The organism is Acidicapsa dinghuensis (assembly GCF_025685685.1).
Classification (GTDB): domain Bacteria; phylum Acidobacteriota; class Terriglobia; order Terriglobales; family Acidobacteriaceae; genus Acidicapsa; species Acidicapsa dinghuensis.
Genome location: NZ_JAGSYH010000001.1, coordinates 242,718 through 266,190, shown reverse-complemented (window position 1 = coordinate 266,190; position 23,473 = coordinate 242,718). Strand labels below are relative to the sequence as shown.

Genomic DNA, 23,473 nt, shown 5'->3' with positions numbered 1-23,473 from the left:
GCGCCCCTGGGATTGCGTGGCGGCTCCGAACGCTAGCGATAACCTTCGACGGGATAATCCTTGCGCAGAGGATGTCCTTCCCAGTCATCGGGCATCATGATGCGACGCATGTTGGGATGGCCGCCAAAGCGAATGCCGAAGAGATCGAAGACTTCACGTTCGTAGTAGTCGGCAGAGGGCCATACACCGGTGATGGTGTCGACAACCGGCATCTCTTCTTCAAGAAGAACACGCAGGCGGATACGTTCTTTGAGCTTGTGCGAAACAATGTGGTAGCTGACCTGGAAGCGCGGCTCGGAAGGGAACCAATCGACCGCGGTCACGTCTTCGAGGAAGTTGTATCCGGCCTGCTGCACGATCTGCCCTGCGCGCACAATGTGCTCGGGCGCAATCGTCAGGGTCATTTCGCTGCGGTCCCATTTGGCATCAGCAAGTGCTTCGGGAAGCACTGCTGTGATGGCCGCGACAGCGGGATGAGACGGCATTTCGCGGAGGACGGATTCCTTATCGGCTAAAGTAGCGGAGCCGCTCATCAGAGATCTCCCTTGTCGGTGGACCAGTCGAGGATGCCCTTCTTCACGATGTAGAAGAGGGCGACGGCAATGAAGCCGAGATAGACGATCATCTCCCAAAAGCCAAACCACTGCGAGCCGGTGATTTTGGGCAACTGGCGGTAGATGACTGCCCAGGGCATCATGAAGACAACTTCCACATCGAACAGGATGAAGAGCATGGCGACCATGTAGAAGCGCACGCTGAAGCGCCCGCGGGCGTCGCCTACCGCCTCGATGCCGCACTCGTAGACCTCAAGCTTGGTCTTGGTGTTGCGGTGACGGCCTATGAACCACGAGGCCACGACCATGCCGATTCCGAGGCCGAAGGCGGCCAGGACCTGCAGCAGCAGCGGCAAATACTGCCAGATGTATTGAATCTGTGACGATTGAGAGTTCATGAGCTTCCTCGCCGGTTAACTGCACCATCGCACGTTTTTACGATGTGGAGACGCGGACAGATGATGCGGGAGAAAACCGGTCGCTAGCTTGAGCTTAGGGAGCCTGGCTCGCCTCGTCAAGCAGGGGTGGTAACGCGGATGCCACGAAAGTTTCCTCTCCACCCGTTACGAGGTATGTATCAGCGTGATGTTCGTCACAGAGAATTCACACTGCAAGGAGCAGGATCGTTGAGGTGTAGACGTCCTGTTCGCGTGCATAGAGATAAAGAGAATTTGATGACACCTGCCCGGTACCTTTGTCATCTGAAGGTATTGAGGCGGTTGCCGATGGACAGGCAGAGGTGAAGACGAATGTTGCCGATCACAGGTATCGCTGAAATTGATGAGGGGCGTGGGCGGAGCCGGAAGGTATCCCGTGAGGCGGGGCGTGGTCTGGAAATTCTGGGACACGCGATCGGGTATCTTTCAGACGAATTTGCATTGGAGTGCATGGCCGGCAAGACCGGGAAAAACGCTTTGCATTCCCATGTCGCCGCGATTGATCTTTTGAAGATGCTCAATCGCGAAGTGTATTTTAGCTGCCCAATAGAGATAACACTTGAAGAACGGATACAGGGCTGGATCAGCCGATTGAGCGCGCCGCGACACACGATGCGCCCTGCCTTGTTGCCGGTAAAGCAGCGGACAAGATGGTAGTCTTGGCGTAAATGACGCCAGACGCAGTTGCGTGCATATTTTCACGATTTAGGCTCTCGAAACTCAGTCAAGGAAAGCTGAGCACTGCCTGGCTGCTCTTTTGCTTCGTATTGGGTCATGGGGTCTGCCGTATCGCTCACGCGCAGCAGGCCTCAAAAGACGTGATTCGCTCCCGCGTCGATTCCAATCCGACCTTTGTGCTGAAACAATTTGCGCCCGACAAGCCGTTGCGGTTGATTGTCTATGGCGATATGCGGTTTACCGATCCCAACATAACCAGCGGTACGAATCCAAAAGTGCGGAGCTGGCTGGCGGCCCGAATTGGTGAAGAGAAACCTCAGGCGCTCTTGCTGACAGGAGACATGCCGTTTGTCGGTTCGCGTAACGAGGACTGGGCGGAGTACCGCAAGGAAACGGCTTCCTGGACAGCGGCTGGATTTCCCGTTTTTCCGACGATAGGGAACCACGAAATCAAAGGTGATCCGGTCAAAGGCGCGGCCAACTATCTGGCCAATTTTCCGCAGATTCAGGGGCATCGGTTTTATTCGGCTGTGCTGGGACCGGTGGAGGTGATCGGGCTGGACATGATCCTTCCAGGGAGTCCGCGGTCGGAGCAGTACCGGTGGTTTGCAGCGCAACTTGCGCATATTCCGGCCTCGGTGCAGTTTCTGTTCATCCTGTACCACACGCCATGGGTGGCGGATACGCAATCACAGATGATTGCCGGGCTGCCGACCAAGGATGGACTGGCTTTGCGCACCTTGTTGGAAAGCTATGTGCCGAAGCTGCACGCCAAGGTGGTGATGTTCAGCGGTCATATTCATAACTACGAGCGATTTGAACGGCATGGCGTAGAGTATGTCGTTACAGGCGGTGGGGGTGCGCAGCCGTATCCGCTGCTGTACCGGGGAGAGCATGACTTGTACCGTGATCCCGGATTTCCGGTCTTTAACTATGTGACAGTTGAGGTCGAGAATCACGCACTGCATGCGGAGATGTGGAAGGTGACTGATCCGGACGCCACCCCGCTCAGCGTGGAAAAGAAAGACAGCTTCGCCATCGAAGCGGTCAAGCCGTAGCTGGTGCTTGCTGTTTGATCTAGCCCATGGCCAGGAGAGCGAAGAGTCCGATCCAGGCGATGCCCATGGCATGCCAGTACCAACTGAGGCAGTCGATGGCAATCTGGCGGGTTTCGACTTTCCGCAGTAAGGCAAGTCCACCGAGCGCCGACGTGAGCGCGAGGATGCCGAACACGAGATGGACAACGTGTACGCCGGTGATCAGGTAGAAGAAATAGACGGCGGGCGTAGCCCAATGGTCGAAGGCGAAGCCCTGAGCCGTCAGTTGTTTCCACGCAGTCCATTGTCCGGCGACGAAAAGCAGGCCAAGCACGAGGGTTACGGCCAGCCAGGGAAGCGCACGCCGGAGCGCGGGGCGTCCCAGGCCCAGCCATTCTTCAACGACATCGAGTTCGCGAAAGATATTGCGGCGGGCGATTTCGATGGTGAGGCTGCTCAAAACGAGGACGGCGGTGTTGAGGAAAAGGATGGGCGGAAGCTGAACCGGGTGCCAGTCGCCGATGAATTCCTGGGTGCGGACGTCGATATGGCCGGTGCCCTGATGAGCGAAGAACAGGACGGCGAGGCCGAGGAAGAAGACCATGTCTCCGCTGAGGATGAAGAAGGTGGCGAACCGCACCCGCTTTAGTCGCTCGCCGGGGCCGCTGCGGCCCAGGCGTTTCCACTCATCGTCGTCACCACTGCCCCCGCCTCCTGTGGGACGTCGATCGACTGGTGGCTTACCGCCAATGCCGGGATCTTTTCGTTCGGTTTCGACCGGATAGCGGGTGAATGTGGTGGGCATGGCCAGCCTCGGGGAGGATTAATGCCAGAAAGCTTACACCGACATTGGGAAGGATGCACCGGATATCGGTGAGGTTGTTTTTACGACATGCATCTACAGCAAGGAAGCTTCCTGTTTATGAGACGAAAGAAACAGCGACAGCGAATCAACTTTATTGCGATATTTTTGCAGACTTAACCAAAGAAACAAAACGGTTGTGGATGCGCCTGTCAGCGGACAGCTCGGGGTGAAAGGTGGCGGCCATTGTATGACCTTGTTCAATGAGGACCGGGAAGCCGTCGCGACTGGCCAGCACTTTGACGTCCGAGCCGACGGACGCGATGCGGGGGGCGCGGATGAAGACGCATTCGACCGGCTCCGGGCCTGTCGCTGGAGGTATTTCTGCATCGAGGGTAAGGATGGCGGAGTCGCGCTGGTCGCCATAGGCGTTGCGCTCGACGGCGATGTCGAGGATGCCCAGGCTGCGCTGTGCGGGGTGGCTGACCTGGCGGGCGAGGAGGATGGCTCCGGCGCAGGTGCCGAAGACGGGCTTGTGACGGGTGAAGCCCTGGAGCGCGTCGAACAGGCTATTGCGATCGAGGAATTTGAGCATAGTGGTGGATTCGCCACCCGGGAGGATCAGACCATCGAGATCCGTGAGAGCTTCGGCGGTTTTCACCAGGGAGGGATGGGCGCCGGCCTCTTCTAGGGCTGTGGCGTGGCGTTCGTAATCGCCCTGGAGGGCGAGGACGCCGATGCGTGGGGAGCTAAGATCGGTCAAATGGGCTTCCTGTTGGAGGGTAGCGATAACCAGTGTCTCTTCTTTATTCTAGAGTGCCAGGCACGCGTCAGGATTCAGGGCTGAGTCGCCCGAATAGGGGAGGGGGTACTTGTTTTCTCCTCTATTGTTCTTCATAAGTCATTTAGAATCAGATAGATGAAATTAATCTTCGCGTCCCGCGATGGCGCGTTTTGCGCGGTTTTTGAGGTGCATTTAAGCTACTGCGCGCATCCTGGCTTTTGAGGCTCAGAGCTAATGCTGTCCGCCTCTATACTGCAATTTTTCTGAGTAATTCCATGCAAAGCCGAGATATGAATCGGGCATAGGTGCGGGCATACGCAATTCCGGGCGGTGTTACACGCCTGGAGCAAGCCTGATACACTGGCGACCTTGCTCCAGAAGTATTGAGACTTTGCCGTTAGAGTTCGCGTGTGCAATCCATGCCGCGCGCCGGGGACTCTACCTGCATTCGAGAAGATCTAATTTCAAACACAGGGATATTCGCCAATGACCTTAGTACAGACAGGGAAACGTGCGCCTTTTACAGTGCAACGCCGGCCGGGGAAGAGGCCGGATACTGTGATTTTCCACTTCAGCGGACCTTTTACGGCTCGGGATATGTACGAGTCTCTGCCTCCGGCGGCTTTGCATGACATGCTGACCTTTCAATCGACTCAGGACGAGCGGCCGCCGATGCTGAACATTCTCGACCTGACGGATGTGCTCTACGTGGACTCCAGCGGTCTTGGCATGATCGTCCGGCATTACGCGCACTGTAAGGGCAAAGGTGTGCGGTTTGTGGCTGCAGGATTGAACGAGAAGGTTCTTGAGCTATTCCGATTGACCAAGATGGATGCGATCGTTCCGCTTGCTGCCACGGTGGAGGACGTGGACAGAGCATGAATTCGGTGCTGTGTGGCAAGGCTGTGGCGGCTGCATCACTGATTTATTCAGCAGAAATTAAGAGTGCTTGCTTTTTTGGCGACTCATCCATGAGAATGCCGGAACGATTCATGAAGCGAAAATTCACGGGCGATTTTGTGGATTACACTTCAAAATCGAATAGGCTGTTCCACTCAATAGATCCATAGAAAGGATTCTCCATGGCGAAGCGATTCTTTGCAGAGTTTTTCGGAACATTCTGGCTGGTGCTGGGCGGGTGCGGTAGCGCAGTGCTGGCGGCGGCGTTTCCCAGCCTTGGCATCGGGTTTGCCGGGGTGGCGCTGGCGTTTGGATTGACGGTGCTGACGATGGCTTATGCCGTCGGACATATCTCGGGAGCCCATTTCAATCCGGCGGTGAGCTTTGGCTTGGCGAGCGCGAACCGCTTCAAGTGGTCAGAGCTGCCGGCGTATGTGATTGCGCAGGTGATTGGCGGAACGGCGGGGGCCGCGGTGCTGTATGTGATTGCTTCGGGTAAGGTGGGTTTCGACGCGCAGGCTTCGGGATTTGCTTCGAACGGCTATGGGCTGCATTCGCCGGGCGGATTCAATTTGACGGCGTGCTTTACCTGCGAGGTGGTGCTGACGGCGTTCTTTCTACTGATTATTCTGGGATCGACGCATACGAAGGCGCCGGTTGGGTTTGCCCCGGTTGCGATCGGATTGGGGTTGACGCTGATTCACCTGATCAGCATTCCGGTGACGAATACGTCGGTCAATCCGGCTCGCTCGACGGCTGTGGCGATCTTTCAGGGAGGATGGGCGCTGGGACAGTTGTGGCTGTTCTGGGTGGCTCCGATTATCGGCGGAATATTGGGTGGGGTGATCCACCGGATGCTGTTTGAGACGATGCCACCTGAGCCGCAGATTAGCGGGGTGAAGTCGTAACTGACGGAAGCGGCAGATTCTATTTGCGTTTTGCGCAAATCTGACATCGATTTCGTGGTGATGCTGCGGTAGTGGTGCTCCAGGTTTCAGAAGCGAAACCTGGAGCACCCTTATATGTGCCGGAACGAGCTTCTCAAGATCTGGCCCCAATCCATTTGGGCGGCGCTGCGAGCCAGTGCGACCTCATCGCTCTCGTCGGAGATCAGATGCTGATCGAGAGGCGCCCATGGTTGGACAGGGAGTTTTCTCGGCTCGGGTTCTGGACTGGCCAGGCAGAAAAATTAGAACAACCAACAGTAGAGCTATGACTCCGATAGTGTTTTCCGCCTTCAGCCCTACTGTGTGTTTGCCGATATATGAGGAAGTCGGAGTTGTGGGAACTTGGTTCGTGTTGCGCACGGGTTGTGCTCCGGACGTCAGAAGCGAGACCCTGTCCCTGGGCGGATGCGGCTATCGCAACATGATAGTCTTTGCTAAGAACGTTAGGCTCAACAAGATGATGCCTAAGCAGTGACCATAGATAGGCGAAGAGGGATGTTGTATTGGCGTCGATCTTACTATGAGTTAAGCGCTTAGGCGCATCAAATACAACACTTTGGAACTTCACATACATCAGGGCCAAGGAGGTCCGGTTATGCCGGAACTGGTTGAGAGAGTTGCCCATGAAAAAGAGGCATACGACGACGGCACGGTGCATAAGGAAAGCGCCGCGCTGCAGGCTCGCTTTATTCACGTCTTCCAGTGCCCAAATTCGACACGCGGAGAGCGATTCTTTTCCGAGACTGTGGCTGAATATGCAAGAGGCAAGGACATCCTGGATTATGGTTGCTATGACGGATGGATGGTGCCCCGCTATCACGAAATGCGACCGCGCAGTATTACTGGCATAGATATCTCCGAGACTGCCATCGCAGCGGCTGAGGCCCAATATGGTGGTATCGCCGAATTTCATGCCGGGGATGCGCACGCGATGCCTTTTCGTAGCGAATCTTTTGACTTAGTGGTAGGCAGGGGGATACTGCATCATCTCGATTTCGATGTGGCGCTCAGAGAGATTCACCGTGTTCTCCGCCCTGGAGGAGGTGCAGTTTTTGTTGAGCCACTGGGCGATAACCCCGGGGCGAAATTAATCCGCGCCATGACACCCAAAGCTCGAACTAAAGATGAGAGAGCTTTAAGCCAAGCCACGATCCAGCGAACGGATGCGTTTTTCGGCGGCTCCTCTCACTTTTTCTACAATCTAGCTTCCGTTCCTGTAGGCATGTTGACTTCGCTTACTCCACTCAATGCGGACAATGTACTGCTCCGCATGACAGACGCTGTCGATCAGATGCTGGCCCGCTCCCCGATGAGGTACTGGATGAGACAAGTGGTTCTTGTTTGGCACAAGGCCAAATCGTGAGACGGGCAGCTAATTATCTGACTCCGGAAAACTTCAGATTCCGATGGCTTGCCTGTTTCTGGGCATTCTTTCGTCTGGGTGCAGGTTTGTCGGTTCGTCAGCTTTAGATGAGACTTCAGTTCGCATTGATCAGAAGGTGTGGCGTTAGTCATTGCGACTTGGAATTGTTCTACGTAGAACAGTTTTGGGTGAATGGGACGGCTTTGGCGAGACATGTTGGAAGGCTCTTGTTTTGAGGCGCTTGTAATTGCCGACAATTTAGGGGTTTTGTGCCTTGTTACAGCGAACGGTAAATAGGGCGTGTGGAACATAGATTTGCTCCACAGATTTCTGGTTCTCAGGTCTCAGAAGCGACGCATGGGGCAACCGGCGAAGAACGCGGAGAGGATGTACTATCCGGCATCTCGACTGCACTTTGGGTTAGTGGTTCATTGGCGGCCCTGGGGTTCCGTCGGATCACTTGGTGGCCAATATGAAGAAAGTGGTCAACCGTTGTTCGGCGTCGTACCCGGCCATCACTGGCGAGCCGGGAAGATTGGCTCCGGAGCTTTTTCCGGCGTCACCTGAGGCGTAGAACATGACATGTGGGTGCCAGTTCTTGCCTTCGTCGTTTAGATATTGCTGCTTTGACATCATGTAGACCACTGTCCCGGTCGCAAGCGCTGGCAGTTCCTTGTCTTCGAACGCCGATGTGAGAGCCGAGACGATCTCGGCTTTCGATTTTCCTGCCAGTACCAATTTGGTCTTCATCAGAAAGATGGGCAGAACGGTCTCTGCGGCGGGCGCATTGAAGCAGTGGGGTGCGCGTATGTTGGGATTCCAGAACTGCGCATCGTCAGTCGTGGTCGCCCAGGATCGCTCGACGATACAGACGAAGCCATTCGAGCCTTTCGCGGCGGTTGTGTAGCCGTCGCGATGGAGGACCATTACTTCGGCGGCATCGGAAACGGAGGGTGGGGCGGCGCTGCGAGCCAGTGCGATCTCTACGCTCTCGTCGGGGATCAAGTATTGGTCGAGAGGGGCCATGGTTGGGTAGGAAGTTTTCCCGGCCTGTGCTCTTGCGCTTTGCTGGCATGAGAGAAACATCAGAACAGCCAGTGCTGAGGCTACGACTTTGATTGCGGTTTTCCGCATTTGATCCTCCTGAACCGATGGCGCGTTTCCATTTGGGGACAAGGATCGCGAGATTTGCGATTACCGGGCATCGTAGAGCACGGTTGCGCCAACTGCAAGTGGAGAGAGCAGGGAATAGGGTTCGTGCTGCGCACGAATGTAGTCTGGCAGTGCTAGCATCCGCTATCCCACCCTTTCTACAAAAAACGTAGAAAGGATGGGGCACCCCGAGAGTTCTGGTCCATTCAGCGGAAGAAGGAAGAGGGTGGATACCCGGCACTTGCCCTGTAGAATCTCGGGGGTGAGAGTTAAGGGTCCAATCGGCAGAACGAAGTGTCAAGCAACGTTGTTGGCGCTCTTCGCTATAGTGCCGCTCGCCTTCGCGCAAAAAGCTTCACCGATCAACTCTTCCACCATACCTGCCAAGCCCCTCGAATTCGACGTTGTCTCGATCAAACCCAATCACACCGGCTCGCTCGCCATGATCAACCGCACGTCGCTCGACAGCTATTCTGTCGAAAACATGTCTCCGCGCCTCATCCTCGCCGACGCCTTCGGCATTCGTGCCGATCTCATCTCAGGTGGACCCGACTGGCTCAACACCGACCACTATGACCTTATCGCCAAAGTCGCCGGTGACGATCTCCCCGCATACAAGGCGCTCTCCAAAGACCAGCGAGGTCAGATGCTTCGGGCCGTCCTCGCCGACCGCTTTCGGCTCGCCGTCCACGCCAGCATCAAACAACTTCCCGGCTACACCGTTGCCATCGCCAAAAGCGGTTTCAAACTACAGCCGGTGTCGACTGACCAAGGTGCTGGCTGGGGCGCTGGCTTCGGTGACATCAACGCCACTGGAATCTCCATCTCAGCCCTGTGCGATTTGCTCTCGCAACTGCTCAAGCAGACCGTCGTCGACCAGACGGGCCTCACCGGCCTCTATAGCTTCCATCTACAGTGGGAAGAAGACCATTCACACGTCTCAGCCTCCCCGGATGCCGGTGCACCCGAACCTTCCGGTCTGCCCGCACTGCCCACCGCGCTTGAAGAACAACTCGGGCTCAAGCTCAGATCCGCCAAGCTTCCCACGACCACTCTCGTTATCGACCATATCGAGAGGCCTTCGGAGAACTAGCCTCTCGCGAGAGGCGGTCAAGCAGGCGCTTAGGACGGCGCATCGCTGAATCCCAGGTCTCAGAGGCGAGACCTGGGGTATCCGGCGGAGGTTTTGCTCTGCAAATTTCTCGTTTCCGAAGCAGGCTGAGAGCAACCGATCAGAGGAGTGCTACACCGGATGCCTTGCAGGCTGCAATCAACTCGTGGTCGAGCGTAGCCAGAGGCAGTGCGCGACGGATGGCGAGTTCAAGGTAGGCTGCGTCGTAGGAGGTGAGCCGATAAGCGATGGCAGTCCTGTGAACATCATTAAGAATGTGGTCTGGCCCATCAAGATCAACTGCGATGTTCAGCGAATTCAGGGTGGCGAGGAAGGCGTCGGCCGCTGCTGGCGTTAGTATTCCGTCCTTCAGGGATTTGGCCAGCACGGCGCTGACCTCGTAGCGCCATAGCACTGGCACGACAGCCGCACCGATCGCTAGTTGTTGCAATACGCCATCGGCATAGGGATGCGCTGCATTTTGAAAGCACCATCGCATCGTAACGGAATTGTCGAGAACAAAAGCCGTCAAGCGCGACCTTCACGGATTAGATCTTGAATAGTTACGCCTTCGGGAAGGAGGTTCCCCCGTCGCAATTCCAGCATCCGAGCCACACTTTCCTGTCCATGAGTATTGTGTTGCGGAACAGCGTTGGTGACGGCCTTAGGATTCAAGTGTTTCCACTCTTCGATGGAGACGAGCACGGCTGTCTCTACACCGTTTTTAGTCACAACTTGAGGACCTTCCTTGAGCGTGGTTTCTACTAGATCGCTTAAGGGAGAAGTGATGTCGAAGGCTGGCGAGGGCATGATCTGCTCCGAATACTCTTCTTTATCTTACATCTGGCTTGATTTCGGGATGAGGAAATGGGATTCGTGCTACGCACGAATTTGGACCCAGGTACCGGACGGATGAGTGGATCTAGCAATTTAATTTCAAGAATTTTCGTCATCTTAGTCTGGTTGGGCTATCTTGAATTCACTGTGAGATTCCGAGAGAAAATTAATCAGAGTATGTGGCGGGCGATTGCCTTTTGGGGAGTATTTCTGGCTCTTCAATTTCTGCCTTCAAAAAGCTTCATCGCGAAAGCTGGTGTGATTACTTTTCTTCTTGTGAGCGTCGCCGCCATCGAGGCAGATCGATTTATCTACTGGGAACTCGGTCCCCAGTGTCTTCTCATCCGCAAGCTTTGGAAGAAAAAAGAAATTCCGTGGGATGACGTTACTAACGTCGGATGGTTGGGAAACATGTCGGGCACATTCTGTATTAGCGTTGGGCATTGCGTTGAAAACTACGATCGGCTTTACATCGAACCGAGCAATTCGCCAGAATTTGTCGCCGCACTTCGAAAGTTCGGCCCGCACATTAATTTCGAGCTTGAAAGAGTAGGTTTTATTGACGGAACAGCGGGAAATGCCTGAAGTATTTCCCGCCGCTTGTTCTCGCGCCCGAAGGGCGCGGCTGCCTGCATGGCAAATGCTACCAGCCGCGGGTTTGTAGGAGTTCTTTTTCTTCTATTGCGGCGGCGGCTAAGCCTTTCATGGTGCCGGTGACTTGTTCGCTGACTTCGGCTAAGACTTTGGGATCGTTGTAGTGGGTGGTGGCTATGACGATGGCTTTGGCGCGGGAGACGGCTTCTTCGCGCTCCTTCTGGTTGTTTTCGACGTCGAGCGGGGTGGCGCGCTCTTTCATGAAGATGCCTGAGCCTACGAATACGGTCTCTGCGCCGAGCTGCATCATTAGAGCTGCGTCGGCGGGGGTGGCGATGCCACCAGCGCTGAAGTTGGGGACGGGGAGTTTGCCGTTTTTGGCGACCATGCGGACGAGTTCGTAGGGAGCGCCGTGCTCCTTGGCGAGGTTGTAGAGCTCTTCTTCGCGGGCAACGGTGAGCTGGCGCATCTCCTTGGTGATCTGGCGCATGTGCTGCACGGCGTGGACGACGTCTCCGGTGCCGGCTTCGCCCTTGGTGCGGATCATGGCTGCGCCCTCGGCGATGCGGCGGAGGGCTTCGCCCAGGTTACGCGCGCCGCAGACGAAGGGAATTTTGAAGGCGTGCTTGTCGATGTGGTGAGCTTCGTCGGCGGGGGTGAGGACTTCGGACTCGTCGATGAAGTCGACGCCGATGGCTTCGAGAATCTGGGCTTCGGCGAAGTGGCCGATGCGGGCCTTGGCCATGACGGGGATGGAGACGGCAGCCTTGATTTCCTTGATGAGCTTGGGATTGGCCATGCGGGCGACGCCGCCTTCGGCGCGGATCATGGCGGGAACGCGCTCGAGCGCCATGACGGAGACGGCACCGGACTCTTCAGCGATGCGGGCCTGCTCGACGTTCATGACGTCCATGATGACGCCGCCTTTGAGCATTTCGGCGAGGCCTACTTTGAGGCGAAGGCTGGTGCTGGTGAAGGTGCCGTTCTGGTTGGCGTCTGCCATGGGGGTTCCTCGCTTCCTGTATCTCGACTTTTATGATTTTTGGCCTGCCGGATCACCCGATTTGTGGGGAAGGCAATGGCGCTTTTCGTCGATAGGATCAACTCTTTAGTGTAGCAGCGATCCGGTAGCGGAATTGACGGTAATGCCTCAGTTTGGGCGCTCCGCGCTTCGAGGCTAAAGATGTTGCAGCAAAATTTGGGTCTTGAGTGGAGATGAAAAAAATCATCCCCGGAGCTAAAGCCCCCCAGATTTTAGCGGGTTTTGCGGCACGGCTGAAGCCGTGCCCTTTCAAAACAAATGCTGGCTGAGGCGACGGCAAATGAATGCAGAATCCGTCGCTCTTGAATTGCGATGAGGATGGAGCGGTGGGAGGTGAAGCGTATTACGGAAGGGAACTCAGCCGTTGAAGTTGGGAGTCAACGATTGATTTGGGAAGCGGGTCGTATCCGAGAGCTGAGCACTCTCTTTGGCCGGTGGTGAGAATCCAGCGCAGCAACTCTTTCAGAGCGGCTTTTCTGGCGGGATCTTCTGTTTTTTCTGGAAGCAGCAGCCAGGTGTAGGCAGCGATGGGGTAGGCATTTTTGCCGGATGGATCGGTGATGTCGGCTGCGGTATTGCCGGTGGTGCGGGAAGCGGCAGCTGCTTCGGCGAGGCTGTCGAGATCGGCGTGGACGTACGCTCCGGAGCGGTTGCGGACGGCGGCGAAGCTGAGCTGATGCTGAATGGCATAGGCGAGCTCGACGTAGCCGATGGAGTTGGGGGTTTTCTGTACGGCTTCGGCTATGCCTTCGCTGCCTTGTGCTCCGGTTCCGGTGGGCCATTGGAGAGTTGCGCCGCGCCCGAGCTTCGAGGACCATTCAGGGCTGACTTTGGAGAGGTAATCGCTCCAGACCCAGGTGGTGCCGCTGCCATCCGAGCGGTGAATTACATGGATTTCGGCGGCGGGCAGGGCTGCGCCTTTGTTGGAGCGGCGAATCTCGGGATCATCCCAGCGGCGAATGCGTCCGAGATAAATACCGGCCAGGGCTTCGGGGGTGAAGTGGAGATCCTGAACGGAGCCGTTGAGGTGGTAGACCGGCACGACTGCTCCTAGGACGGAAGCGATGCGAAGCAGATGCGAACCGGGGGCGCTGGGGTTGAAGACTTCGGGGGCCGTATCCGATCCGGCGAAATCGATCTTGCCGGCGAGCAGGTTATCTACGCCGATTTGAGAGCCGACGGGGGAGTAGCGTACGTGCACTCCCTTGTGGATCTGCTCGAAATCTTCGAACCACTTTTGATACAGCGGAGCGGGGAAGGTCGCGCCTGCGCCGGTGATGTCGGTGTGCGCGAGGGCGTTGACGGCGGCTGGGGTCGAGGATGCGGTCGAGGGAGAGTTTTCGGCTTCGAGGAGTTTTTCGACGGCCCTGCCTGCGAGGTCGTCTGCGATGCCACTCCACGCGTGCCGGTCGGGTGTCGCCAGCCAGGACCATAGAGGCTGACCATTTGCGTCGGTGAGCTGCAGGGATAGATAGCCGCCGTAAACGGCCTGGCGGTCATTGCCTGGGTTTCGGGCGTTGGCGCTGACGTAGCCGCGAATCCAGATTTGTGAGGCGCCTTTTACGATGGCGTCGGCGTTGGAGGCGGATGAGACTAGCTGGAAGCGATGGCTTCGGGAGAGATGACGAATGACGCTGTCGCGAAGGCTGGCGGAGTCGTTTCCGGCGTTGAAGGTATCAACGTACAGGGTTTTTACCTGGGAAAGCTGCATGCCGGACTGGCTTAGAAGAGATGCGGGTAATCCTGCGATGAGCAGGAGCACTATCGGATGGAGTCGAAGGAGTCTCTTCACTACTGATTTAAATGGGACGGGTTTGCCAGTTCGGCGTGAAGGCGAAGCGATTCCACAAGCATCGGTCTGAGTCATCATAGGGCGCTGCAATCAAGAACATTGAAGCATCTGGCAACGAAGGTATCAACTGCAGCGAGCCTGGAGATGAATGCGGTGTGAATGCGAGAAGGCTGAATGGATGTGGATGTCGTATGCCCACTGCGTGATGAGGTGTATTGAAAGTCGAATTAGGTCTGGGTGTGGTTTCGAGAAAATCGGTTTAGCCATGGCTGCTGTGCTGCTTTATGCTACAGGCCTATGCGATTCGGTCTTTGGTCTAACCGGCTAATGCTCAGGAATGTGCCGTTGGCATTGCTTCTCTGCGTTGCTTGCTATGAGCTGTTTTGCCAGGAACTGCCTGCGGTACGGGTGAAGAATGGCGCTTCGCAGTTGATTGTGCAGGGGAAGCCGTTTCTGGTGCTGGGTGGGGAGCTGGGGAATTCTTCTGCTGGGACGGCGGAACAGGCGGATACGATTTTGCCGCGGTTGGCGGCGCTGCATTTCAACACCGTGTTGATGCCGGTGGCGTGGGATGAGATTGAGCCGGAGGAAGGGAAGTGGGACTTCTCGGTTCCGGATCACTGGATTGAGGTGGCGCGGCGGGAGAAGCTGCGGCTGGTGATTTTGTGGTTTGGGAGCTGGAAGAACTCGATGTCGGAGTATGCGCCGGCTTGGGTGCTGAGCGACACGAAGCGGTTTCCGCGGGAGATTACATCGGAGGGCGTACCGGTGGAGATTCTTTCTCCGCTGGGCGAGGAGACGGCGCGGTGCGATGCGAAGGCCTTTGCGGCGCTGATGCGCCATTTGCGCGAGGTGGATGAGGCGCAGCAGACGGTGCTGATGGTGCAGGTGGAGAACGAGCTTGGATTTCTGGGTCCGGGGGGACGGGACCGGTCGGCGCGGGCGAATGAGCTGTTTGTGCAGGCTGTTCCGGAGAAGCTGGTGAAGGCTTTGACGGCGAAGGATGCGCGACTTACCGGGAGGGTGGCAGAGGACTTTCATGCTTCCGGGAAGACATGGGCGGAGATGTTCGGCGGTCAAGCTGACGAAGTGTTCATGGCTTGGCACTATGGGCTGTTTGCGAACCAGGTGGCTGAGGCGGGGAAGAAGGAATATGCGCTGCCGATGTATATGAATGCGCAGTTGCCTGTTCCGTTTGAGCGGAGTGGAGAGTATCCGGGTGGTGGGCCTCATCCGGAGATGCAGACGATTTATCGAGCGGCTGCGCCCGGGGTTGATTTTTATGCGCCGGATATTTACTGGCCGGATTTTGAGCACTGGGTGGACTGGTATCGTGCGCAGGGGAATGCGGCATTTGTGCCGGAGGCGCGAATGGATGTGGCGCCGTACAACGCGCTGTATCTGTATGGCGAGGCGCGGGGATTTGGGTTTTCGCCGTTTGCGGTGGATTCGCTGCCTGAGAAAGACGCTACGGGGAAGGCTCCGGCGCTGAGTGAGGAGTACGCGGCGCTGGATGCTATGAGTGGCATGTTGCTGGATGCTCAGGCGAAGGATGCTACACGGGCGCTGGTGCTACATAAGGCGAGCTTGCGGGGGACGCGGACGGTGGCGCTGGGGGGATTTTTATTCAAGGCGAGCCTGCTGCGGACCTGGCCTGGGCGGGAGTTGGCTACGGACGATGGGGCGATGCTGATTGTGCAGACACGGCCGAAGGAATTTTATGTTCTGGGCAGTGGATTGACGGTGTCGATGACCCGTGATCCGGATGTGGATGGGCAGATGGCGGGGATTGCTGGGATTGCGGAGATGAAGTTCGCGGACGGCAAATGGAGCCCTGTGCGGGTGCTGAATGGGGATCAGAATAATCAGGGGCGGGAGCTATCGATGGATGCGCATGGGTTTCGGGTTTATCGGGTGCGGTTGTATACCTATTCGACAAGAAACTAAGGCGAGCGGGAAATGGATTGGGTGCCGAGCGATGGTGTGATTCGAGCGCTGTCTACCCGCCCGCATTGCTATCCTTACATACCGAAAAATCGGTAAGAATGGAAAGTAACGCGATCGTGCTTCCCGTTAGAACGTCACTTTGCGGACGTGATAGCTTTGGGATTCTGTAATATACAAATTTCCAACGCTATCGACCGCCACCCCGGTGGGACCTGAGAGTTCCGCTTTCTCGGAATCACTACCATCTTCAGCCTCGCCGTCGCCGGCAACGGTGGAATAAACTCCGTCTGGAGTCCTTACCAGCACACGATTCAGGTAGTTGTCGGCGATGTAAAGCAGGCCGCCCAGATTATCCACCGCAATCCCGATCGGGTGTTCGATACCGTCGTACGGTTGCGATATGGTTGAGATAATTCCGGCAGTATTCACCATGCGAATGCAAACGTTACCTAAATCCGAAATATAAAGATTGCCTGCGTTATCAATGGCAACTCCAACTGGACCATTTATCTGCGCACTGGTAGCAGGGCCGCCATCGCCGCTGTATCCGGCCATGTTGCCTCCGGCAACGGTGGTTATTACTCCTGCTGGAGTTACCTTGCGAATGTTGGAATTGTTAAAGTCTGCGATGTAAAGATTACCGCTGCCGTCGACAGCGACCGCGCTTGGAGTTCCAATGCCAGCGTCGATGGCCTGTCCGCCGTCGCCGTCATAGGAGAATTGTCCATCGCCTGCAACGGTAGAGATGACTCCATCCGGCGTAACTTTGCGGATGCGGTTGTTGCTGAAGTCAGCAATGTACAGATCGCCGCCTGCATCCACAGCCACGCCAGAAGGCTCGTTTAGCTCGGCGTCGGTCGCCGGTCCTCCATCTCCGCTGAAGCTGGCGTTCCCGTTGCCTGCAACCGTCGTGATCGCGCCGGAGGTGTCAACCATCCGGATTCGTTCATTCTCGGCGTCCACAATGTAGAAGTTGCCCTTCGCGTCCGCCGCAGCGCCTATAGGAACCATCCCTGCAGCGATAGCCTTAATGCCGTCGCCATTGTAGGCTGTGTGACCATCGCCAGCCACGGTGCTGATGATTCCTGTAATTGTGTTAATGGTAAAGAACTGATTGACTACGCCGCTGCTAACGCCTCCCGAAACTGCTATAGCGTTCAAATTCAGCGTAGTCGAAACGCTGACCGGCGCGGTATATTTCGTGGACGCAGCTGTCGGTGTAGAGCCGTCCAACGTGTAATAGATCGTCGCGCCAGAGGTGATATCTGTCATGGTGACGGTCTGGGCGTATTTGAAAGTACCACCAGCAGGTGCGACGGATGGAGCCGCAACGACCTGCTGCTGCGGGTTTGAGACATTTCCACCTCCGCCTCCGCCGCAACCACAGAGAGAAATCGTCAGGGCAAGCAGCAAAACTACGACGGGAACAATCCAATTGCGCGACAAGATAGAGCTATGTTTAGCGAACACAAGTCCTCAAAGCGGATGGTTTTGCGCCAGTATAACTCGCATTTTTAAGTCACTTCTCTGAACTGGCTTCCGAAGCCGATTTTGCAATGAGATGAATTTGGCGATCTCGGGTACTCATATCCGAACAGGGCGGCGAAACGGTTGTAGGATAGAGAGCGGTCCGTCAAAAAGACGTGACCGTTTTTCTTTGGGCAGAATATGAGTTTCAGGCGAGGTGGAATGGACGAAGGCAACTGGGTGCTGCTGATTGCCAGCGAAGTGGGCGGTACGGATTCGGTTTCGGACCGGGCTATGGGACGGCTGGTAGATGCAATCAGCAAAGAGGGGTATGAGGTGGTTCGCACAGCGACGCCGGAGGATGGCTTGTCGCTGGTGAAGAGCGACCCTTCGCACTCGGCGATACTGCTGGACTGGGATCTGGAAGGGGAGAGCCAGTTTGATGAGCGCGCGGCGCTGACGATCATCCGCGAGGTGCGCCACCGGAACAAGAAGGTGCCGATCTTCCTGATTGCCGACCGCACGCTTGTGAGTGAGTTGCCGCTGGAGGTGGTGCGGCAGGTGCATGAGTACATTCACCTGTTTGGCGATACGCCGGAGTTTATTGCCAACCGCGTGGACTTTGCCGTAGAGCGGTATGAGGCGCAGTTGCTGCCTCCGTACTTTAAGGCGTTGAAAGAGTACAACGACGAGGGCGCTTACAGTTGGGATGCGCCGGGGCACATGGGCGGCGTGGCGTATCTGAAGCATCCGGTGGGTATGGAGTTTCACCGGTTTTTTGGTGAAAACATCATGCGGTCGGATTTGGGTATTTCGACTTCGCCGCTGGGGTCGTGGCTGGATCATGTGGGGCCGCCGGGAGAGAGTGAGCGAAATGCTGCACGCATCTTCGGGGCTGACTGGACGTTTTATGTGCTTGGTGGGTCTTCGACTTCGAACCAGATCGTGGGTCATGGGGTGATCGGGCAGGACGACCTGGTGATTGTGGATGCGAATTGCCACAAATCGATCTGCCACTCGCTGACGGTGACGGGGGCGAGGCCGGTGTATCTGACGCCGACGCGCAATGGATACGGGATGATTGGGCTGGTGCCGCTGAAGCGGTTCAGCAAGGAAGCGATTGCGGAGCTGATTGCGAAGAGCCCGTTTACGGCGGGGGCGATGTCACAGGAGCCACAGTATGCGGCAGTGACCAACTCGACGTATGACGGGTTGTGCTACGACGTGAACAAGGTGGTGACGGCACTCGCGCCGAGCGTGTCGCGCATTCATTTCGATGAGGCGTGGTATGCGTATGCGAAGTTTCATCCGATGTATCGCGGGCGGTTTGCGATGGATGTGCCGGATGAGATGCCGGAGCGGCCTGCGATCTTTTCGACGCAGTCGACGCACAAGATGCTGGCGGCATTTTCGATGGCTTCGATGGTGCATGTGAAGCTGAGTCCGAGGGCGCCGCTGGATTTTGACCAGTTCAATGAAGCGTTCATGATGCATGGGACGACTTCGCCGTTTTATCCGCTGATTGCTTCACTGGATGTGGCGGCGGCGATGATGGATGAACCCGCTGGGCCGACTTTGATGGAAGAGACGATCTCTGACGCGATCAGCTTCCGCAAGGCGATGTCGTCGATTGCGCACCGGCTGAGGATTTATGACGAGGGCGATGGCTGGTTCTTCCGGTTATTCCAGCCGGACCGGGTGATTGATCCGTCGGATGGTGAGACGTACATTTTTGAGAATGCTCCAGATGAGTTGCTGGCGAATACACCGAGCTGCTGGACGCTGAAACCGGGCGAGGACTGGCACGGGTACAACGACGAGGATGTGGCGGACGAGTATTGCATGCTCGATCCGACGAAGGTCACGATCCTGACTCCGGGTGTGAATGCGCAGGGCGTGATTACGGATTGGGGTATTCCGGCGGCGATTCTTACGGAGTTTTTGGATGCGCGGCGCGTGGAGATTGCGCGCACCGGCGATTACACGGTGCTGGTGCTGTTTTCGGTGGGAACTTCGAAGGGCAAGTGGGGTTCGCTGCTGGAGAATTTGTTCGAGTTCAAGCGGCTCTATGACACTGAGGCGACGTTGAGCGAGGCGCTGCCGGATCTGGTGGCGAAGTATCCGTCGCGATACAGAAACATGACGCTGAAGGAGCTGAGCGACGAGATGCATGCGGCGATGGTGGAGCTGCGGTTGTCGGCGCTGGAAGCTGCGGCTTGTGAGCTGAATACCGAGGAGATACTGACTCCGGCACAGACGTACCAGAAGCTGCTGCGCAATGGCACGGAGAAGGTGAAGTTCACGGAGATGGCAGGGCGCATTGCGGGTGTAATGCTGGTGCCATATCCACCGGGGATTCCGGTGTGCATGCCGGGTGAGCGATTGGGTGGGCCGGATTCGCCGGTGATCAAGCTGATTCTGGCGCTGGAGGAGTTTGGCAAGCGCTTCCCTGGGTTCGAGCGCGAGGTGCATGGCATTGAGGTTGACTCCAATGGCGAGTACTGGATGCGTGGGGTGATTGAAGCGAACGGGAATGGGAACGGAAAGCGCGCGAATGGGAAGAAGAATCCGCCGAGCTCTGCGCCGCCGGTGAAGCGAAAGCGGAAGGCTGGAGTGAAGAGTGCTCCGACGCTACATCCTGTCGATTCGCCGTTGGACAATCAGCGATAGCGGAAAAATAGCGCACGATTGTTTATACGGAGTTGAGGCCGCCGTCTACAGGCAAGTCTATTCCGGAGATGTAGCGGCTCTCGTCGGAAGCGAGGAATAACGCTGCGTCGGCGATCTCTTCAGGTTGTCCGATGCGGTGCATGGGGATCATCTGCAGAAGCTGGTCGTTGTGAGCTGGGTGACGCTCTGGCGGAAAAACGCCGTGAATCGGCGTATCTATGGGACCGGGGCTGATGATGTTGGATCGAATGCCTCGCGGGGCAAGTTCAGCGGTCCAGGTGCGGACGAAGGAGCGCAGGGCTGCCTTGGTTGCGGCGTAAGTGCTGTAGATGGGGATGCCGCGTGTCCATGCGCCGGAGCCGTTGACGATGATGGATGCGTTGTCCCGCAGCAACGGCAATGCTTTCTGTACCGTGAAATAAACGCCGCGCGCGTTGATATCGAAGACGCGGTCATAGTGTTCGGGTGTGACATGGGCCGTAGGAATCGGCTCGAGGATGCCGGCGTTGGCGAAGAGGATGTCGATGCCGCCCTTGGTCTCTTTCACGGTTGCATAGAGACGGTCTAGATCCTGGAGGTCGGAGACGTCGCCCCGGACCGCAGTAATGTTGTTTCCAATCTCGGCTGCGGCTTTATCGAGTTCGGATTGACGGCGGCCAGTAATGAAGACGAATGCGCCTTCTGCGACGAAGCGTTTTGCGGTGGCGAGGCCGATACCGCTGTTGCCTCCGGTGATGACGGCTATTTTGCCTTCAAGGCGACCCATGCCGGCTACTTCCTGTGCTTGAGATTTTTGATTTCAGGCTATGGTGGAGTTCTGTGATGCGCTGATTGGACCAGTGGCACAAGGCTCGTTCTCCAATTGCTGCAACATCGAGGAAACCAGTTCGAGAATACGGGGCACTATTGCGGCGACCGGCATCCTGTTGAGAGTGATGGACCACTCGCGGGCGGCGCCGTAGATTGCCCAGCTTGCGGCAGTAATGGCCATCTCGGAAAGAGGCGCTGCCTGTTTTTGTGATCTTCCTCGCAGAACGCGGCGAATGGCTGAGGTGATCGCGGCATCCATGAGAGGCTCGAAGGCGTTTTTTCCAGTGCAATCGGGATGTTCTTCGCGAATCTGAGCGAGGTAGTCGCAGGTGGCCTGGATGACGGCATGGGCTGCCGAGGGGCAACTGCCATCGAAGGTAACGTTGCGGCTGAAGAGAAGCTGGTGGAATCCGCCAGCTATCAGAGCATCGAAAAGCGCAAATTTGTCGGTGTAGTGGTCGTAGAAGGTGGCACGGTTAACGGTGGCGGCTTCAGCGATGTCCTGCACTGAAATGTCTTCGAAGCTCTTTGTTTGCAGTAAAGTGCGAAGCGCTCCTTGAAGGAGCTGACGGGTACGGCGGATGCGCGGGTCGCGGACTTCGCAATCGGAAACAGGCATGACTTTCTTTAGATGAGGGTAGCAGAGAAAAATCTGCATCCTTAAACGACATCCGTTGTCTAACGGATGTACGACGATTGTTGCTTAAGCAACTTTCATCGGTTAAGGAGATTCTGCTATGGCTACGCTTCTGCATGTTGACTCAAGTCCTTTGGAAACCTCGATAACCCGCGAACTTGGGCGTGAGTTCGTGAAGACCTGGACGGCGGCGCACCCGGATGGTGAGGTGATCTATCGGGATCTGGCGGCGACCGAATTGAAGCCGCTGGATGCTTCGTGGATATTTTCTTCGTTTACACCGGAGGGCTCACGCAGCGCAGAACAGACGGCGACACTGGCGGTTTCAGATGAACTGATTCGCGAACTTGAGCAGGCAGACGAATATGTCATTGGCGTGGCGATGCATAACTTCACGATCCCCGGCACATTGAAGCTTTGGATCGATCAGGTGTTGCGCTCCGGAAGCACATTTTCCTATGGCGCGGCGGGGCCGGTTGGGTTGTTACGGGGGAAGAAGGCGGTAGTTCTGATAGCGACCGGTGGTGTGTACGACGCGGGTTCGTCGATGAGCACATACAATTTCGTTGAGCCGTACCTGAAGACTATTCTTGGTTTTATTGGCGTGACAGATGTGAAGTTCTTAACTGCCGGAGGAACGGCAAAGTTGATGACTGGCGCGATTGACCGCGAGACGCTGCTGAAGCCCGTGCTTGAGCAGGTAAGGGATGCGGTGATTGCTGCATAAGCTTCGTTAGAAGATGTGATGGAGAAGGCCTGCCCCGATGGGGTGGGCCTTTTACTTTTGCAGGCGCTGAGGAGGCGTTTCTGTCGGGGAATTCAAAAGAGGATTGACAGATCTTCTCATTATTATCACAATGTAGTTCTAATGGGATTGGGTAGAGATGATCGGCGAATTTGAATATCTGATTTTGACGGCGGCTGCGAGTCTGGGTGAGGAAGCGTATGGGGCGGCGATCCGCGCCGGAATTGAAGAGGCGACGGGACGGGTCTGCTCTATTGGCGCTCTTTATACGACGATTGACCGGCTCGAAGGCAAGGGGCTCATTACGAGCTGGATGGGCGAGGCGACGGCCGAACGCGGTGGACGTGCGAAGCGAATGGTTCGGCTGACCGCGGCAGGTGAGACGGCGGCGAAGGAGTTCTACGAGACAGTGACACGGATCAGCCGTGGGGCGTCGTGGGTTTCGAACCGGACTGTGGTGCGGGAGGCGATTGCATGGCTACGGTGATTGTGGACCCCATGTGGAGCGCGGCGGAGGCTGCGGCTTTGCTCCTTCCTGCTTCGGAGCGCGAGGCTGTATTGGGCGATCTGATGGAGACCGATGCCAGTGGATGGAAGGCCCTGCGCGCGGTGATCTGGCTGAGAGTCAGGCGCGAGGTTGAGTTGTGGCGACGGTGGCAGCCGTGGGCGGTGGGATTGGGGCTGGCGCTGCCCTCGAGCTTTGTTTTGTTGGGCGCTTCAGTGAGTGTGGCTTGGGCATTTCGCGGAGTATTGCATGGCGGAGGCTTACATCCGGATCTGGTTGGTGGTGTTCTTACGTTTCTGGAGCAAGCGCTTTTAATGGCAGGCGTGGCGTGGTGCGGCGGGCAAACGGTGGCGCTGCTTTCGCGAAGAACGTTGTGGACGAGTGCGCTGCTGTGTTTGATTCCGTGCTGCTTTTGTCTTTCGCGGTTCAGGACCGAGGTTCTTTCGCCGTGGTGTCTGCTGCTCTTTCTTGTACCTGCGATGTGCGGAATAGCGGTTGGATTGCGGAGGGGGCATGGCGGCTGGAAGGTGCAAACAGGAATAGCGGTATTCCTGACTGCGCTGGCCTTGGCGCAATGGCGGATAACGTTACTCACTCTTTGCGTGCTGTTGTGGCCAGCGTGGTATCTGGCGACGAGTGCGCGTAAAACAGACTTGCAATAA

At 56.6% G+C, this 23,473-nt stretch carries 24 protein-coding genes; 12 read left to right on the top strand and 12 right to left on the bottom strand.

Features of this window, described 5'->3' with window-relative positions:
- Positions 1–32: 32 nt before the first annotated feature.
- Positions 33–533, bottom strand: a complete 501-nt coding sequence (locus tag OHL22_RS01025; protein ID WP_263332301.1) for an NADH-quinone oxidoreductase subunit C — start codon at positions 531–533, stop codon at positions 33–35.
- Positions 533–952 (bottom strand): NADH-quinone oxidoreductase subunit A, encoded by a 420-nt coding sequence (locus tag OHL22_RS01020; RefSeq protein ID WP_263332299.1) that lies wholly within the window; start codon positions 950–952, stop codon positions 533–535. Before OHL22_RS01020 ends, OHL22_RS01025 begins: the two co-directional genes overlap by 1 nt.
- 351 nt (positions 953–1,303) lie before the next feature.
- On the opposite strand from OHL22_RS01020, the gene OHL22_RS01015 reads away from it, so the two are divergent.
- Together OHL22_RS01015 and OHL22_RS01010 are read left to right on the top strand one after the other, a co-directional pair.
- Positions 1,304–1,648: a hypothetical protein gene (locus OHL22_RS01015; RefSeq protein ID WP_263332296.1), complete on the top strand. Its 345-nt coding sequence runs from the start codon at positions 1,304–1,306 to the stop codon at positions 1,646–1,648.
- A 161-nt stretch (positions 1,649–1,809) separates the two neighbouring features.
- Entirely contained in the window at positions 1,810–2,727 is a 918-nt protein-coding gene (locus tag OHL22_RS01010; RefSeq protein WP_263332293.1) for a metallophosphoesterase family protein, read from the top strand.
- Between the two features lie 19 nt (positions 2,728–2,746).
- On the opposite strand, the gene OHL22_RS01005 is transcribed toward OHL22_RS01010, so the two are convergent.
- Both OHL22_RS01005 and pdxT read right to left on the bottom strand, forming a co-directional pair.
- Positions 2,747–3,511 (bottom strand): cytochrome c oxidase subunit 3, encoded by a 765-nt coding sequence (locus OHL22_RS01005; protein WP_263332291.1) that lies wholly within the window; start codon positions 3,509–3,511, stop codon positions 2,747–2,749.
- A gap of 151 nt (positions 3,512–3,662) precedes the next feature.
- Complete coding sequence (gene pdxT / locus OHL22_RS01000; protein WP_263332289.1) at positions 3,663–4,271, bottom strand: pyridoxal 5'-phosphate synthase glutaminase subunit PdxT; 609 nt, start codon at positions 4,269–4,271, stop codon at positions 3,663–3,665.
- Positions 4,272–4,778: 507 nt separating this feature from the next.
- Between pdxT and OHL22_RS00995 the strand changes: the two genes are divergently transcribed.
- The 3 genes from OHL22_RS00995 to OHL22_RS00985 all read left to right on the top strand — a co-directional run bounded on the left by OHL22_RS00995 (position 4,779) and on the right by OHL22_RS00985 (position 7,502).
- Positions 4,779–5,174, top strand: coding sequence for an STAS domain-containing protein (locus tag OHL22_RS00995; RefSeq protein WP_263332286.1), 396 nt, complete (start codon positions 4,779–4,781; stop codon positions 5,172–5,174).
- A 200-nt stretch (positions 5,175–5,374) separates the two neighbouring features.
- Positions 5,375–6,100: an aquaporin Z gene (gene aqpZ / locus OHL22_RS00990; RefSeq protein ID WP_263332284.1), complete on the top strand. Its 726-nt coding sequence runs from the start codon at positions 5,375–5,377 to the stop codon at positions 6,098–6,100.
- Between the two features lie 634 nt (positions 6,101–6,734).
- Positions 6,735–7,502 carry a class I SAM-dependent methyltransferase gene (locus OHL22_RS00985; RefSeq protein ID WP_263332282.1) on the top strand — a complete coding sequence of 256 codons (768 nt, stop codon included), beginning with the start codon at positions 6,735–6,737 and terminating at the stop codon, positions 7,500–7,502.
- A gap of 456 nt (positions 7,503–7,958) precedes the next feature.
- On the opposite strand, the gene OHL22_RS00980 is transcribed toward OHL22_RS00985, so the two are convergent.
- Positions 7,959–8,636, bottom strand: a complete 678-nt coding sequence (locus OHL22_RS00980) for a hypothetical protein (protein WP_263332281.1) — start codon at positions 8,634–8,636, stop codon at positions 7,959–7,961.
- A gap of 328 nt (positions 8,637–8,964) precedes the next feature.
- Here OHL22_RS00980 and OHL22_RS00975 point away from each other — a divergent pair, with 328 nt between their 5' ends.
- Complete coding sequence (locus tag OHL22_RS00975; protein WP_263332279.1) at positions 8,965–9,747, top strand: TIGR03435 family protein; 783 nt, start codon at positions 8,965–8,967, stop codon at positions 9,745–9,747.
- Between the two features lie 139 nt (positions 9,748–9,886).
- On the opposite strand, the gene OHL22_RS00970 is transcribed toward OHL22_RS00975, so the two are convergent.
- Entirely contained in the window at positions 9,887–10,297 is a 411-nt protein-coding gene (locus OHL22_RS00970) for a type II toxin-antitoxin system VapC family toxin (protein WP_263332277.1), read from the bottom strand.
- Complete coding sequence (locus tag OHL22_RS00965) at positions 10,294–10,575, bottom strand: type II toxin-antitoxin system prevent-host-death family antitoxin (RefSeq protein ID WP_263332275.1); 282 nt, start codon at positions 10,573–10,575, stop codon at positions 10,294–10,296. The genes OHL22_RS00970 and OHL22_RS00965 overlap by 4 nt, the downstream gene beginning before the upstream one ends.
- Positions 10,576–10,632: 57 nt before the next feature.
- Here OHL22_RS00965 and OHL22_RS00960 point away from each other — a divergent pair, with 57 nt between their 5' ends.
- On the top strand, positions 10,633–11,187 hold the full coding sequence (locus tag OHL22_RS00960) for a hypothetical protein (protein ID WP_263332273.1): 555 nt from the start codon (positions 10,633–10,635) through the stop codon (positions 11,185–11,187).
- Positions 11,188–11,245: 58 nt separating this feature from the next.
- Here OHL22_RS00960 and pdxS read toward each other — a convergent pair whose 3' ends face one another.
- Entirely contained in the window at positions 11,246–12,199 is a 954-nt protein-coding gene (gene pdxS / locus OHL22_RS00955; protein ID WP_263332271.1) for a pyridoxal 5'-phosphate synthase lyase subunit PdxS, read from the bottom strand.
- 382 nt (positions 12,200–12,581) lie between these two features.
- Positions 12,582–14,030, bottom strand: coding sequence for a phosphate ABC transporter substrate-binding protein PstS (gene pstS / locus OHL22_RS00950; RefSeq protein ID WP_263332269.1), 1,449 nt, complete (start codon positions 14,028–14,030; stop codon positions 12,582–12,584).
- A gap of 345 nt (positions 14,031–14,375) precedes the next feature.
- On the opposite strand from pstS, the gene OHL22_RS00945 reads away from it, so the two are divergent.
- Complete coding sequence (locus OHL22_RS00945) at positions 14,376–15,977, top strand: GH35 family beta-galactosidase (protein ID WP_263332267.1); 1,602 nt, start codon at positions 14,376–14,378, stop codon at positions 15,975–15,977.
- Positions 15,978–16,103: 126 nt separating this feature from the next.
- Here OHL22_RS00945 and OHL22_RS00940 read toward each other — a convergent pair whose 3' ends face one another.
- Positions 16,104–17,447 carry an NHL domain-containing protein gene (locus OHL22_RS00940; RefSeq protein ID WP_263332266.1) on the bottom strand — a complete coding sequence of 448 codons (1,344 nt, stop codon included), beginning with the start codon at positions 17,445–17,447 and terminating at the stop codon, positions 16,104–16,106.
- 219 nt (positions 17,448–17,666) lie between these two features.
- Here OHL22_RS00940 and OHL22_RS00935 point away from each other — a divergent pair, with 219 nt between their 5' ends.
- Positions 17,667–20,114 (top strand): Orn/Lys/Arg family decarboxylase, encoded by a 2,448-nt coding sequence (locus tag OHL22_RS00935; RefSeq protein WP_263332264.1) that lies wholly within the window; start codon positions 17,667–17,669, stop codon positions 20,112–20,114.
- Between the two features lie 22 nt (positions 20,115–20,136).
- Here the strand turns inward: OHL22_RS00935 and OHL22_RS00930 are convergent, their stop codons facing one another.
- Together OHL22_RS00930 and OHL22_RS00925 are read right to left on the bottom strand one after the other, a co-directional pair.
- Entirely contained in the window at positions 20,137–20,880 is a 744-nt protein-coding gene (locus OHL22_RS00930) for an SDR family NAD(P)-dependent oxidoreductase (protein WP_263332262.1), read from the bottom strand.
- A gap of 33 nt (positions 20,881–20,913) precedes the next feature.
- Positions 20,914–21,543 (bottom strand): TetR/AcrR family transcriptional regulator, encoded by a 630-nt coding sequence (locus OHL22_RS00925; RefSeq protein WP_263332260.1) that lies wholly within the window; start codon positions 21,541–21,543, stop codon positions 20,914–20,916.
- Positions 21,544–21,661: 118 nt separating this feature from the next.
- Here OHL22_RS00925 and OHL22_RS00920 point away from each other — a divergent pair, with 118 nt between their 5' ends.
- The 3 genes from OHL22_RS00920 (at position 21,662) to OHL22_RS00910 (ending at position 23,473) form a co-directional block, all read left to right on the top strand.
- On the top strand, positions 21,662–22,288 hold the full coding sequence (locus OHL22_RS00920) for an FMN-dependent NADH-azoreductase (protein WP_263332258.1): 627 nt from the start codon (positions 21,662–21,664) through the stop codon (positions 22,286–22,288).
- Positions 22,289–22,445: 157 nt separating this feature from the next.
- Positions 22,446–22,793, top strand: a complete 348-nt coding sequence (locus OHL22_RS00915) for a PadR family transcriptional regulator (RefSeq protein ID WP_263332256.1) — start codon at positions 22,446–22,448, stop codon at positions 22,791–22,793.
- Positions 22,781–23,473 carry a hypothetical protein gene (locus OHL22_RS00910; protein ID WP_263332254.1) on the top strand — a complete coding sequence of 231 codons (693 nt, stop codon included), beginning with the start codon at positions 22,781–22,783 and terminating at the stop codon, positions 23,471–23,473. The genes OHL22_RS00915 and OHL22_RS00910 overlap by 13 nt, the downstream gene beginning before the upstream one ends.